This window comes from Saccharopolyspora antiqui (genome assembly GCF_052246905.1).
In the GTDB taxonomy this organism is placed as follows: domain Bacteria; phylum Actinomycetota; class Actinomycetes; order Mycobacteriales; family Pseudonocardiaceae; genus Saccharopolyspora.
Genome location: NZ_JBQQBO010000001.1, coordinates 904,870 through 918,192, shown reverse-complemented (window position 1 = coordinate 918,192; position 13,323 = coordinate 904,870). Strand labels below are relative to the sequence as shown.

At 66.6% G+C, this 13,323-nt stretch carries 14 protein-coding genes; 11 read left to right on the top strand and 3 right to left on the bottom strand.

The window, feature by feature from the left end; all coding sequences use genetic code 11:
• Positions 1 to 17 precede the first annotated feature (17 nt).
• Both ACTWQN_RS03910 and ACTWQN_RS03905 read left to right on the top strand, forming a co-directional pair.
• Complete coding sequence (locus ACTWQN_RS03910) at positions 18 to 215, top strand: ferredoxin (RefSeq protein WP_443201911.1); 198 nt, start codon at positions 18 to 20, stop codon at positions 213 to 215.
• Positions 212 to 1,438, top strand: a complete 1,227-nt coding sequence (locus ACTWQN_RS03905) for an NAD(P)/FAD-dependent oxidoreductase (protein ID WP_443201910.1) — start codon at positions 212 to 214, stop codon at positions 1,436 to 1,438. Before ACTWQN_RS03910 ends, ACTWQN_RS03905 begins: the two co-directional genes overlap by 4 nt.
• 124 nt (positions 1,439 to 1,562) lie before the next feature.
• Here ACTWQN_RS03905 and ACTWQN_RS03900 read toward each other — a convergent pair whose 3' ends face one another.
• Positions 1,563 to 2,396, bottom strand: a complete 834-nt coding sequence (locus ACTWQN_RS03900; RefSeq protein ID WP_443202019.1) for a helix-turn-helix transcriptional regulator — start codon at positions 2,394 to 2,396, stop codon at positions 1,563 to 1,565.
• Positions 2,397 to 2,521: 125 nt separating this feature from the next.
• Here ACTWQN_RS03900 and ACTWQN_RS03895 point away from each other — a divergent pair, with 125 nt between their 5' ends.
• From ACTWQN_RS03895 to ACTWQN_RS03855, 9 genes are all read left to right on the top strand, one after another.
• Positions 2,522 to 3,952: an aldehyde dehydrogenase family protein gene (locus tag ACTWQN_RS03895; protein WP_443201909.1), complete on the top strand. Its 1,431-nt coding sequence runs from the start codon at positions 2,522 to 2,524 to the stop codon at positions 3,950 to 3,952.
• 26 nt (positions 3,953 to 3,978) lie between these two features.
• Complete coding sequence (locus ACTWQN_RS03890; protein ID WP_443201908.1) at positions 3,979 to 5,343, top strand: MmgE/PrpD family protein; 1,365 nt, start codon at positions 3,979 to 3,981, stop codon at positions 5,341 to 5,343.
• A gap of 14 nt (positions 5,344 to 5,357) precedes the next feature.
• Entirely contained in the window at positions 5,358 to 5,903 is a 546-nt protein-coding gene (locus ACTWQN_RS03885) for a carboxymuconolactone decarboxylase family protein (protein WP_443201907.1), read from the top strand.
• A 579-nt stretch (positions 5,904 to 6,482) separates the two neighbouring features.
• The gene (locus ACTWQN_RS03880; protein WP_443201906.1) at positions 6,483 to 6,713 is read left to right on the top strand and encodes a lipoyl domain-containing protein; all 231 of its coding nucleotides are present in this window, start codon (positions 6,483 to 6,485) and stop codon (positions 6,711 to 6,713) included.
• A gap of 12 nt (positions 6,714 to 6,725) precedes the next feature.
• On the top strand, positions 6,726 to 7,727 hold the full coding sequence (locus ACTWQN_RS03875) for an alpha-ketoacid dehydrogenase subunit beta (RefSeq protein ID WP_443201905.1): 1,002 nt from the start codon (positions 6,726 to 6,728) through the stop codon (positions 7,725 to 7,727).
• Positions 7,728 to 7,769: 42 nt separating this feature from the next.
• Entirely contained in the window at positions 7,770 to 9,191 is a 1,422-nt protein-coding gene (locus ACTWQN_RS03870) for an aromatic ring-hydroxylating oxygenase subunit alpha (protein WP_443201904.1), read from the top strand.
• A gap of 34 nt (positions 9,192 to 9,225) precedes the next feature.
• Positions 9,226 to 9,582, top strand: a complete 357-nt coding sequence (locus ACTWQN_RS03865) for a 2Fe-2S iron-sulfur cluster-binding protein (RefSeq protein WP_443201903.1) — start codon at positions 9,226 to 9,228, stop codon at positions 9,580 to 9,582.
• A 22-nt stretch (positions 9,583 to 9,604) separates the two neighbouring features.
• Complete coding sequence (locus ACTWQN_RS03860; protein WP_443201902.1) at positions 9,605 to 10,378, top strand: 2-oxo acid dehydrogenase subunit E2; 774 nt, start codon at positions 9,605 to 9,607, stop codon at positions 10,376 to 10,378.
• A 25-nt stretch (positions 10,379 to 10,403) separates the two neighbouring features.
• Positions 10,404 to 11,378, top strand: coding sequence for a thiamine pyrophosphate-dependent dehydrogenase E1 component subunit alpha (locus tag ACTWQN_RS03855; RefSeq protein WP_443201901.1), 975 nt, complete (start codon positions 10,404 to 10,406; stop codon positions 11,376 to 11,378).
• A gap of 46 nt (positions 11,379 to 11,424) precedes the next feature.
• On the opposite strand, the gene ACTWQN_RS03850 is transcribed toward ACTWQN_RS03855, so the two are convergent.
• Positions 11,425 to 11,496: a DUF418 domain-containing protein gene (locus tag ACTWQN_RS03850; protein ID WP_443202018.1), complete on the bottom strand. Its 72-nt coding sequence runs from the start codon at positions 11,494 to 11,496 to the stop codon at positions 11,425 to 11,427.
• A 268-nt stretch (positions 11,497 to 11,764) separates the two neighbouring features.
• Positions 11,765 to 13,291, bottom strand: coding sequence for an MFS transporter (locus tag ACTWQN_RS03845; RefSeq protein WP_443201900.1), 1,527 nt, complete (start codon positions 13,289 to 13,291; stop codon positions 11,765 to 11,767).
• Positions 13,292 to 13,323 lie beyond the last annotated feature (32 nt).

The following is a 13,323-nucleotide window of genomic DNA, read 5'->3' as shown; positions in this document are numbered from 1 at the left end:
AGGAAAGCAGAGCGGAAATGCACGTAGCAGTAGACGTTCCGAAGTGTGTCGCCTCGGGGCAGTGCGTCCTGATCGCCCCCGAGGTCTTCGATCAGCGAGATGACGACGGAATGGTCGTCCTCCTCGATGACTCGCCAGGTCCCGAGCACCACGACGGGGTCCGCGAGGCGGCGTTGGTCTGTCCCTCCGCGGCCATCAGGTTCACGCAGCCGTGAGCATCGACCAAGGCAGGCCGGAACGGGTCGTTGTAGTGGGCGCGTCCGCCGGTGGTCTTGCCACCGCTGAGGCGCTGCGCCGACTCGGTTACGAGGGCGCCATCACACTCATCGGCGACGAGCCGCATCTCCCGTACGACCGCCCACCGCTGTCCAAGCAGATCCTGACGGGCGAGCTGGAGCCGGACCAGGTGATGCTCCGTCCGGCGGCGGATATCGAGGCGCTGGGGCTGGACCTGCGCCTGGGGGAGCGGGCGACTGGCGTGGATCTTTCCCGTCGGACGGTGACCCTGGCCGGTGGGACGGTGCTCGGATATGACGCCCTGGTGGTCGCCACCGGCGTATGGCCTCGTCGTCTCCCCGGCACGGACGGGATTCGCGGTGTGCATTTCCTGCGCACGCTCGAAGACGCACTCACGCTCAAGGAACGACTCCGGCCCGGTCGGAAACTGATCGTCGTCGGCGCCGGGTTCATCGGTGCCGAAGCTGCCGCTTCCGCGCGGAGCGCCGGGATGGACGTGACGGTGCTCGAACCGGCGCCGATACCGCTGGCGCACGCCGTCGGTGCGCAGGTGGGCCAGGTGCTGGCCAGGGCGCACCTTGACCATGGCGTCGATCTGCGTACCGGCGTCGCCGTCGCTGAGGTGGGCAGCGGCGGCGGCGAAGTCACCGGCGTCCGTCTGGTCGACGGGACCGAGGTGGCCGGGCAGGATGTTGTCGTCGGTATCGGGGTCCGCCCAAATACCGAGTGGCTGGCGGGCAGTGGGCTACGCGTGGACGACGGTCTGCTCTGTGACGAGTTCAGCATGGCGGCGCCGGGCGTCTACGGGGTAGGCGACGTCGCTCGCTGGCACAACCCGCTGTTCGGCGTGAGCATGCGGATCGAGCACCGGACGAACGCGGCGGAGCAAGGGTTGGCCGTCGCCCGCAACCTGCTCGATCAGGGCCGTCGCCCGTTCGCGCCGGTGCCCTACTTCTGGTCCGATCAGTACGACCTGAAGATCCAGGCGTACGGCCATCTTCGCGGGGCCGAGGAGGTCGCCATCGTCGATGGCGATCCCGGTACTCGCCGCTTCCTCGCCGCGTACCGGAAAGGCGACCGCGTGGTCGGCGTCGTGGCCGTGAACATGCCACCGAAGCCGTTACGGCAGTGGCGGACGGCGATCGCCGGTCGTCAAGCGTGGCGTGCTGCCGTGGCCGGGGACTTGACGAGCGTCAAGTAGAGTGGGTGCCGTGAGCATGCTCGCCGAACTCACCCAGCTGCGGCATGTTCGTCAGGTCGTCGGTGTTTCCAGCCCGGAGGCGACCATGCGCCGGGCCCTGCGCGACAACTGGTGAGCTGTCGCGCTACAGCTGCTGGTTTCCGATCGTCGAGAGAAGCTGGAGCTTCTCGTGACTTTCCGTGCCGGGAACGGTTGTGAAGATCACCAGCGTCTGGAACTGGTCGGGGTCCAGCAGTATCTGCCCGTAGACCTCGATCAGGCCTAGCCGTGGGTGCTGGATGCGCTTGGGCTCGCAGTAGGGACCGACGATCGGATGTTCGTCCCAGAGGTCGGCGAATTCCCGGCTGCGCTTGCGCAGCGTCTCGACGAGCGTGCCGGCGGGCGAGTTCTTGCCGGTCTTCGCATGGACGGCGGCCAGATGGGCGGTGAGCGTCCTGCTGTGATGCTCGTGGTCTTCCTCGGGAAAGAGTTCGCGGGCCGCCGGATCGGTGAACCAGCGGAACACCCGGCTGCGTTCGAGCCCGGTGTACGCCGTTTCGTCGCCGAGCAGCGCGACGGCGAGCCAGGTCTGCTTGAGCGTTTCGCCGAGGATGTTCTCGACCTGGGCCGGGGTGTCCTCCAGCCGGTCGAGAATGCGCATCAAGCCAGCGTTGATGTGGTCACCACGGACAGTGCGTTGCGGTGTTTCGTGCCCTGCCAGACGGAAGAGGTGATCTCGTTCTTCGAGGGTGAGGTGCATCCCGTGGGCGATCGCGGCCAGGATCTGTTCGGACGGGACCGGTCCGCGCTGCTGCTCGATGCGGCTGTAGTAGTCGCTGGAGACGCCGCTGAGCGCGGCGACCTCCTCCCGACGCAGCCCACGGGTGCGTCGGCGTGGCCCCCGGCGCAGGCCCGCGTCCTCCGGCTGGAGTGCTTCGCGCCGCGCACGAAGGAAGTTGGCCAGCTCTGTGCGATCCATCGGTATCCTCCGTTCTTTCCGGACTGCGCGATGACCCTCCGGCCCAGTATTCGTTCGCTGGTCACCGTTATCCACGGACACTCTTGACATGGTTGCCGTCGGCGCACCCGGGCACCGTGGAATGCATGACAGAGACGAAACTCAACCTCAGCGTCACCGGCCACTGGATCGACGGGCGGGAAGCCCGGACCGGTAATTCGGTCACCGACATCGTGAACCCCGCCACCGGTACCACGGTCGCAAGCGTGCCCGACGGCACCGCACAAGACGTCGACCGCGCGGTCGACGCCGCGCGCGCGGCCCTCCCCGGCTGGGCCTCGACCTCCCCTGCCGACCGGGCGCGCGCGATGCAGAATCTTGCCGACCGCCTCACCGAGCGTTCCGAGGAAGTCGCGATCGCCGTCTCCGCGGAGATCGGTGCACCGATCACGCTGGCGCGCTTCGGCCACGCCGCTTTGCCGCCGGCCGTCGCGGCGTCAGTGGCCGGGCTCGCCGCCGAGTTCCCGTGGTCCGAGGAGATCGCGAACTCGCTCGTGGTCCGGGAGCCGGTCGGCGTCGTCGGTGCGATCACGCCGTGGAACTTCCCGCTCCAGCAGATCATGACCAAGATGGCGCCCGCTTTGCTGGCTGGCAACACGATGGTGTGGAAGCCCGCTGAACTGGCTCCGCTGACCGCGCGAATCCTGGCCGAGGCCGCTCGTGACGCGGGCATTCCAGCTGGCGTGTTCAACGTCGTGTACGGGCGCGGGTCCGTCGTCGGCGAAGCCATCGTCGGCCATCCTGGTGTCGACATGGTCAGCTTCACCGGTTCGACCGCGGTGGGCAAGCGGATCTCCGTGCTGGCCTCGGAAACCGTCAAGCGCGTCGGCCTGGAGCTCGGCGGCAAGTCGGCGAGTGTCGTACTCGACGGCGCGGACCTCGGGCTTGCGGTCGAACGCACCCTGGCCAGCGCGTGGACGAACAGCGGGCAGGTCTGCGGCGCCTGGACGCGCATGATCGTGCCTGCCGACCGCCGCGACGAGGTCGTCGACCTGCTCGGGAAGGCCGCCGAGCAGTACACCGTGGGGGACCCGGCCGACGAGACCACCCGGATCGGCCCAGTCGCTTCCGAGGCTCAGTGGAATCGGGTGAACGGCTACATCGAGCGTGGCGTGGCCGACGGCGCCACCGTGGTGGTCGGGGGCCCTGGCCGGATTCCCGGGCTTGAGCACGGCGCCTACATCCGGCCGACCGTCTTCGCCGACGTCGACCCCGACTCGGTGATCGCCCAGGAAGAGATCTTCGGCCCTGTCCTGTCCGTGCTCACCTACGAGAACGAGGAGGAGGCCGTCAGCATCGCCAACAACAGCATTTACGGACTCGCGGGCGCCGTGTTCGGCGAGCCGGAACATGCCTTGCGGATCGCGAAGCGGATGCAGACCGGTCAGGTCGACGTCAACGGAGCGCAGTTCAACGTTCTCGCTCCCTTCGGCGGCTACAAGCAATCCGGCAACGGCCGTGAGTTCGGTCGCCTCGGGGTCGAGGAGTTCACCGAGGTCAAGTCCATCCAGCGATAACACATGTGGGCGGCAGAGGGGGAGTCATGACCGGGAACACCATCGCGACGAAGCTGGCGGACTGGGTGGTCGGCCTCGGTTACGAGGACATCCCGCAGGCCGCCGTGGACGTCACGAAGCTGCTCGTGCTCGACCAGTTGGGCCTGCAGGTGAACGGGGCCACGTTGCCCAACGTGCGGCCCGAGATCCAGCTCGTCGAGGAGATGAAGGCCATCCCGGAGAGCACCGTCGCGCTGTCCGGGATGCGCACTGCCGCGCCGTACGCGGCATTCGTGAACGGCACCCTCGCCGGAAGCAGCGAGTTCGACGACGTGCACATGTACGCGGCACACATCGGTTCTCATGTGGTCCCTCCGGCGCTGGCTTTCGCGGAAACCACGGGGGCGAACGGCCGTGAGGTGATCACGGCCGTCGTCGCGGGCGCGCAGGTGATGTCCGTCCTGGGCGGTGCGTCGGTCGAACGGATGGTGCGCCGTGGCTGGCACGGCTCCAAGATTCTCGGCACCCTCGGCGCGGCCGCCACGGCGGGAAAGCTGCTCGGCCTCACGCCGGACGAGCTCGCCCACGCCCTGGCGATCGCGGCCAGCGATGCTGGCGGTGGCATGGAGTACGAGTTCAGCGGCGGCGAAGTGAAGCGCATGCACTCGGGTTCTGCCGCCCGTCTCGGCGCACAGGCCGCGCTGCTGGCGAAACGGGGCCTCACCGGTCCGCTCACCATCGTGGAAGGGACGCGGGGTTTTTTCCACCTCTTCGCCGAGGGGGCGGACCCGGCCCGCGTCGAGGTGTTCTGGGACCACTTCCACGTCGTCGACACCGCGTTCCGGACGTACCCCACAATCGGCTCCGCGGCGACCGTGCTGGACGGAATCCGGTACCTCAAGGACGGTAACGATCTCAACTGGCGGGAAATCACCGAAATCCGGATCGGCCTTCCGTCCATCGCGATCGGGCACGGGGCGACTGTGACGCATCCGGCCGACGCGGTGTCGGCTCAGTTCAGCACCGCGTTCGGTATCGGGTTGATGCTGGTCCACGGTTCGACCCGGCCGCAGGATTACATGAACTCCGAGCTGTTGGTTGACCCCGACATCTGGCAGGTCGTCGACAGTGTGAAGTCTTACGGGGCCGAGTTCGGCGCCGACCTGCCGTCGCTCACCGCGCAGATCGACATCACGTTCAGGGACGGTCGGGCGATTTCGCGCCTGCAGCGCGGCTTCCGGGGTCACCCCGGCAATCCGGGGCGTGCGGAAGCTGTCGAGGCGAAGTTCCGTGACAACGTCGAAAACATCCTGTCGGCCGATGCCACCGAGGCGATAGTGTCCACAGTAGACATATTCGACCGGGTCGAGGACGCGGGCCAGCTCCTCGGCCTCACCTTCCAGCCCGATTGATGTGAGGAGCAACCATGCCACGATTGAACGTGCCGGACCCGAAGGCCATCCCTGAGGACGTGCGTCAGTTCCTGGCAAACTTCCCGCCGGATCAGATGTTCACGATGCTCAGCCACTCGAACACGACCATTCAGCCGCTTCTCGGGCTGGCACGGGCGCTCTACACCACCCTCGAACTGCCTGTCCGCGCGAGGGAGCTCGCCATCCTCGCCCTCGCTGACCTCGTCTCGTCCGACTTCGTCTGGAACCAGCACGTGCCGATCTCGGGCGATGCCGGGATCGGAGATGACGTGCGGCGGCTCATCCGCGACCGGGACTACCGGAACTCGGCATTGTCCGATGTGGATAGTGTTGTCATCCGGTTCTCCGCAGCGGTCGTCACCCGGCCGCGCGTCCCGGACGATCTCTTCGCGGAAGCCCGTGCACACCTCTCCGAGCGGGAGATCGTCGAGCTGTTGCACGTGATCGGCTACTACTGGACGTTCAGCCGGATGTCCACCGTGCTCGACGCGGAGCTCACCCACGTCTACGCCAGCGAATACGGATCCTCCTGGGACTGACCGGCCCCGGCAACGTCAACGGCCCACCTCGCCAGGCTGCTCATCCAGTGCCGCCCGTCGTGCACTCACCAGAACCGACGTGACGACGGCTGCGGCGACGAGACAGGCGGCCACCGCGCCCCACGCCACGACCGTGCCGGTGAGGCGCAGGGGCGCTATGAGCACGCCGGTTCGAAACGAGACAAGGATGGGGTCACTACGCTCCGTCCACCTCGCGCTGAACGCATCTCGCAAAACTATCTTTGCGACGAAGTCCTTTGTCGAAAAGATAACCTGACGGGACGTCGGAGACAAGGCGGTGCAGGCATTCGGTCATATCGTGATTCGCGGAATCCTGTTCTGTCACAATGTGATTCGGTGGTTCCGCGTTTGACATTCGGCAAATCGCGGCTAAAGTGCGAAGATATTCGGACGTCCTGCGGTTCGGCTTCGGCGCCATATCGACATCATTCGGCCACATTGTGACCGAATAATCTGGTCAAGGTGGCCAGCGGGGCCCTGTGCGCATTTCATCCGATTCCGAAGAGATGGATGTCGAATTGTTTCCTGCGGGAAGCAGAGCTGGCGGGAGCGTGACGGGTGGGTTCGCCGATCAATATTCCCAAGCTGGGATGGACCATGGAGGAGGGCACGTTGACGGGGTGGCTCGTCGACGACGGTGCCGCAGTCACGGCGGGTGAACCCCTCTACCTGCTGGAAAGCGACAAGGTCGAGAACGAGATCGCCGCTCCTGCCAGTGGTGTCCTGCGTCAAGCCGCGACCGCGGGCGAGACCTATCCGGTTGGCACGGAGATCGGGACGATCAAGTAGGAGGAGGCCTGGATGGGTCACACGGCAGGTAAGAACATCAATTTCGTGAAGGCCATCAATCTGGCCATGCACGACGCGCTGGCGGCGGATCCGTCCGTCTTCCTGATGGGCGAGGACATCGCGGATCCGGAAGACGGCGGGGTGTGGAAGGCGACCGCGGGCCTGTCGACGAAGTTCGGGACCGAGCGGGTGCGGTCGACCCCGATCGCCGAGGAGGGGTTCGTCGCGGCCGGGATCGGTGCGGCGCAGGCGGGCTTGCGGCCCGTCGTCGAGGTCATGCTGATGGGTTTCATCACGATGGCGATGGACCCGATTCACAACACGGCTGCGAAGTGGCGATACATGACCGCCGGGAAGAGTTCGGTGCCGATCACCATCAGGACCCTGGGCGGCGCGGGCAGTGGTGTGGGTGCCCAGCACTGCGACCAGTTGGAGGGCTGGTTCGCGGCGAGCCCCGGGTTGAAGGTGGTTCAGCCGTCCAACCCGGTCGACGCGTACGGGCTGCTGACGGCGTCGATCTTCGATGACGATCCTGTCGTGTTCATCGAGCAGTCGTCCCTAACCGGCCGATCGGTTCGCGTGCCCGCCCCGGTGCCGGGCACGCGCATTCCGCTCGGCAAGGCCAATGTCAGCCGTGCGGGCGACGACGTGTCGGTGATCGGCTACGGAGCCCAGATCGCGGACGCGCTTGACGTCGCGGAAAAGCTGGCCGGGGAAGGTATCTCGGTCGAGGTGGTCGACCTGCGCACCATCGCGCCGTTCGACGCCCCGGCGGTGCTGAACTCGGTGGCCAAGACCAAGCGGGCGGTGATCGTGCACGAGGCGCGCACGACCTTTGGCCCGTCCGCCGAGATCGCGGCGCAGATCCACCACGAGCTCTTCGGCGAGCTGGCCGCCCCCGTTCAGCGAGTGGGCGCGCCGTTCACACCGGTTCCGGCCAGTCGGCCGCTTGAGGCGGAGTTCATGGTCGGGCCGCCGCGGATAGCGGCCGCGATCCGCCAGACCCTGCGTTGACCACCACCACGCTCGACAGTGTCGTCAGGAGGGTGAACGACGATGACAGCGATGCACCAGCGGTACGCCGAATCCGCGTTGATCTCGAAGGAACGCTACATTTCGCGCGAATGGCTCGCGAGCGAGTACGAGCGGCTGTGGCCGAAAGTCTGGCAGATGGCGTGCCGACTTGAGGAGATCCCGAACCCCGGGGACTACTACGAATACCAGATCGGTACCCAATCGGTGCTCATCGTCCGGGAGAACGAGGACACGGTCAAGGCGTTCCGCAACGCCTGCCCACACCGGGCGACGCGCATCTGTTCCGGCACCGGCAACACCGAAGGCGAGCTGCGTTGCCCCTTCCACGGTTGGGCGTGGCATCTCGACGGATCGGTCCTGGAGATCCCGGACGCGGACGACTTCGCGCCGGAATGCCTCCGCCGCAAGGATCTCCAGCTTTCCGAAGTACACATCGGACAGTGGGGCGGTTTCGTGTTCGTCAACCTGTCCGAGACCCCGGAACCGCTGCTGGACTTCCTGGGCCCGGTCGTCGAAGGACTTGCCCCGTTCGAAGTCGACAAGATGCGTCTCATCCGCTACCGGACGACCGTGATGGACTGCAACTGGAAGGTCGGCCTCGCCGCGTTCAACGAGGCATACCACGTCGAGGCCACCCACATCTGGGACCTCAGCGGCTACGCGGCAAGCCGGATGAACGGCGTGCGGCGGCCAGCGCGGATGAGTGCTGCCGCCACGGACAGGCTGGACACCGACAACCGGATCAACGCCCGTGACCCGCAGGGCCGGACGCCCGGTTCGTACCAGTTCCTGTACGAGACTTTCCCGACCCACAACAAGATGCGCAACGTGCCGGAACTGCTGACCGACAGCGCCCGCCTGGGCGACATGGGCGATCCCAAGAAGGCCGCCCTCGAAATGCTCAGGCTCCAGCAGATGATCTCGCAGGCGCACCAGGACGACGTCGACTACGTGGAAGCCCTGTCCGAGGTGCCGGGAGATGTGCCGTCGGTCAAGTTCTTCGCCGACGTGCGGCGCGCGGTCGGCGCGGCCCGGGGTGTCGACTACTCGCACATTCCCGACGAGGACATGGTCTCCGCGATCGACTACTGCATCTACCCGAACCTCGTCGGGCCGGTCAGTGCGGGGAACTGGATCCTCTTCCGGTTCCGGCCCAACGGCGATGACCCCGACACCTGCCTCTACGACGTGATGTTCATGCATCGCTTCGGGGAGAACGAGGAAGTTCCCACCGTCAAGCACGAGTTCTATTCGCGTTGGCAGGACCACGACGAGTGGGGACCGACTATCGGGCAGGACCTGTGGAACATGGGGCACGTGCAGGCGGGCCTGCACCAGAGCTCGTTCACCGGTCTGCGCCTGAACCGGCAGGAGGCGGGCGTGCGCAACTTCGAGAAGTTCATCGACCGCTACGTGCTGGCCGATGGCGATCCAGCCGCCTGATCGGGCATCGGGACCACCGATGTCCTCGCTGGCGGTGGATTCGTCTGAAATCCGGGTCCGGGTCCTACCGCTGGACGTCGAGTTGACTGTCCGGGCCGGAGAGTCCGTGATGGCGGCCGCGCAGCGGCAGGGCTACTTCTGGCCGACCCGCTGTCGGGGGCAGGCGCTCTGCACGGCCTGCCTGTTCGAGGTGATGTCGGACAGCGAGGACTTCGACCCCGCCGAATCGCTGGAACAGGAGGCGCTTGAATCCCTGCGCGAGTTCCAGGAGAAGCGGGGGCGCCGACTGCGGCTGGGCTGTCAGGCGCGCCCCCGCGCTCCGGGAACCGTGTTCAAGCGCGGAATGAAGATCGCCGAACCCCCGCCGCGCCCGACCGGGATCTGGAGCTGACAGCAAGAGGAGGAAAGACACTATGGACAGTCCTGGCGACGTGACATTGGTGCCGCATACGACCATTCGCAAGCAAATCGCCCGGCACATGGTCGCCTCGCGCGCCGAAGCAGCCCACGCGTACGCGATGATCGACGTGGACTACACCGCGGTGGACGAGGTCCGGCGAAGCGTCGGACCGCGCTGGCGGGAGGAACATGGCTACAGCCTGAGTTTTCTTCCCTTCGTCGCTCGTGCCGTCGCGCTCGCGGTCGAGCGGTTCCCTCAGCTCAACGCCCGGTTCAGGAAGGAGGGGCTGGAGCTCCGGCACGAGATCGGTCTCGGCATCGCCGTCGACCTCGACTTCGAGGGGCTGGTCGTTCCGGTGATCCCGCGGGCACATCAGCTGGATGTGCCCGCCATCGCGAGGGCGATCGACGACCTCGCGCGGCGGGCGCGCACCGGCGGGCTAACGGGGCAGGACGTCACAGGCGGCACCTTCACCGTCTCGAACCCGGGTCCGTTCGGCGCGCGGACCACACTGCCGATCATCAACCCGCATCAGGTGGCGATCCTGACCGTGGATGCGATCGCCGCCCGGCCTGCCGTGGTTCCCGATGGCGAGGACACGCACGCTCTGGCGATCCGTCCGATCGGCAATCTGACCCTAGCCTGGGACCACCGTGCCTTCGACGGCGCGTATGCGACGAGTGCCTTGACCGCGATCCGCGCCGCACTCCAGACGCACGACTGGGCCAGCGAGGTCAAGTCCTGGAATGCCGTGCCGCCGTCCGAGCACGCGGTGGCCTCCGCCTGAACACGTTGCCCCGATTGGAGTTTCCATGAACATCACCGACGACAAGCTCCGGGAGATATACCAGATCTCCTTCTTCGCGAAGGAGCTCGATGAGAAGGTGCAGCAGCTGTTGATGGCGGGAACCATCAACACGACCTGGTTTTCGTGGCGGGGATCGGAGCTGCTCGGCGCTGTGGTGGGCAAGTCGATGCGGGCCGACGATTACCTGGTCGCCTACTACCGGGACGGGATGTCCCAGATGGCGAAGGGCTTTCCGGCGAAGAAGCTGTTCGCCGAGGCACTCGGCAAGGTCACCGGGAGCCAGCAGGGAAAGTCGGGCTGGGTCCACTCGGTCGATCTCGAATCGGGAGTGGTGATGAATTCCGGTGTGGTCGGCGGGCAGGTGCCGATCGCGGCCGGATGGGCGCTGTCCTCTGTGCTGCGCGGCGACGACAAGGTCACCGTTTGCAACTTCGGTGACGGCGCGGCGAACGAGGGCGCCTTCCACGAGGGCCTGACCCTGGCGTCCCTCTGGCAGCTGCCCGTGGTGTACGTCTGCCACAACAACCTTTACGCCGAGCACACCGCATTCGGCAAGACCTCGCCTGTGGACCACGTGGCTGATCGGGCCATGGCGTACAACGTGCCGTCCACGGTCGTCGACGGAGACGACGTCCCCAAGTTGTGGGAGGTCATGACGACGGCGATCGATCGCGCCCGTGCGGGCGGGGGACCGACGTTGATCGAAGCGATGACCTACCGCTTCCGCGGGCACACGCGCTACGACCCCATGGCCTACATCGCCACGGGTGAGGTCGACGAGAGGGTGCGGCGCGACCCGGTTGTGCGGTTCCGCGAGTCGCTGGTCGCGAACGGGAATGCGACCGAAGAGCAGCTCAAGGCGATCGAAGCGCAGGCGGTCGAGGATGTCGAAGAAGCCTGGCAGTTCGCCGACAACAGCGCCTACCCCGATGTCGAGGTGCTCCACGCCGACGTTTTCGCGCCAGCGCCTGGTGTCTGACCACGACGCTGCCGCTCACCGCCTTCACCTGGTCGACGCGGCGCCATCAGGTGACGCAGCGCCAGGCCCATTCCAGGGGTCCGTACCGGAAGCGGGCCAGCCACCACCGGCTCCACAAGCTGTACGTGCGCTCCTACCGCGGCACCGACGGTGCCTGGTACCGGCCGCAACCCAGCAGGCCCGCGCTCGGATCAAGGCGGCAGGGCTCGAACGCGACGTGGCCATCGACCACCCCGACGACGACACCCAGGCCGTGATCGACGACGCCTATCGCAGCAAGTACGTGTGAAGACTTCGGCACACCAAGATCATCCCACCGCGCAACACGAACCACCCACAACAACTCGCCCTATTGCCGAAAGATCATTAGAAGCCCCGCGACGTTGTCACGGGCGACGTGGCGTCACGTCTACTGCTGTCGGCGCGTGTGTACCAGTTGGTTTCGAGGATTGCTTCGGGTATGCCCGATCGCCTGCGGTCTGGGCTACAAGTGCGTGCCGGGGACGGGACAGAACAACAACGACGGCGCCGGCCAAGGCGATGACTCCGGCAGTGGTGTATGCGGCGTCCAACCCGGTGGCGAACCCCGACCGCGTGGAGGTGTCCGCGGCGCCGGAGTGAAAAGCGGCGCCGAGACCTGCCACTGCGAGGGCGTAGCCGAGTTGGCGTAGCGCGTTGACCGCGCCCGAGGCCATTCCGCCGCGTTCGGCGGGTACCGCCGCCAGCGCGGCGCCGGTCACGGCGGGCAGGGCCAGCCCGGCGCCGATCCCGATGATCACCAAACCCGGTAGCAGCACGGGCCAGTTCGAGTCGGCGTCAAGGGCCGTTTGTGCCAGCCCGCCGGCACCGATCAGCGCGAGGCCGATTCCGGCGGTCCACCGCGCGGGTACCCGGTGCAGCAGGCGTCCGCCCAGCAGCGACGTGATGAACGCCGCCGCCGGTAGTGGCAGCATCACCAACCCGGCCGCCATCGCGGTCAGGCCGAGAACCGTCTGCAACCACAGCGATGTGAACAAAAGGGAAGCGAACGCAGCCCCCGACATCGTCAGTGACGCGATCAGCACACCGACAAACGCTCGCTGCCGGAGCAGATCGATATCAAGCAGCGGGTGGGCACTGCGGAGCTGAACAACCGCGAACGCGGCCAGTGCTGCAACAGTTACGGCGAAGGCCCCCACGGTCACCGCGTCTGCCCAGCCGTCCTCGGCGCCCCGGGTCAGGCCATAGGTCAGCGCCGCTGCCGCGATAGCGAACAGCGCCACTCCCGGCAGATCTACCGGACGCGCGGACGGGTCGCGAGACTCGTGCACCGAGCGCAGTGTCATCACTATCGCGACCGCACTGACCGGAAGGTTCACAAGGAAAATCCACCGCCATCCGGCAAGCTCGGTGAGCAATCCGCCCAAGATCGGCCCGATTCCGGACGCGGCACCGCTGACGGCGACCCACACGCCCAACGCCAGGCTCCGATCCCGGCCTTGGTAGGAGGCGTTGACCAAAGCCACCGTCGTGGCGAACATCGCCGCCGCGCCACAACCCTGCACGGCGCGTGCGGTGATGAGCAGCGCCGTATTCCCGGCAAGCGCGCAGGCCAGCGACGCCAGGGCGAACACCACCGTCCCGGTGAGGTAGAGCCGCCGCCGACCGATGCGATCGGCGATCGCGCCGGCACCTACCAGCAACGACGCCAGTGCCAGTGCGTAGACGTCCAACACCCATTGCAGCCCGCCGAACGACGTGCCGAGATCCCGCGCCATATCCGGCAGCGCGACCGTCACGATGTTCACGTCAATGAGCAGCATGAAGGTGCCCAGGCACACCGCCGTGAGCGGCCGCCACCGTCCCATCATCGAGATCCCTTCTGAAGTGACTGGTTCTCGACGACCTTCCATACAAACGAGGCCGACAGGCATGTCAGCAAGCGATCTCTGACGCCGAATCGACA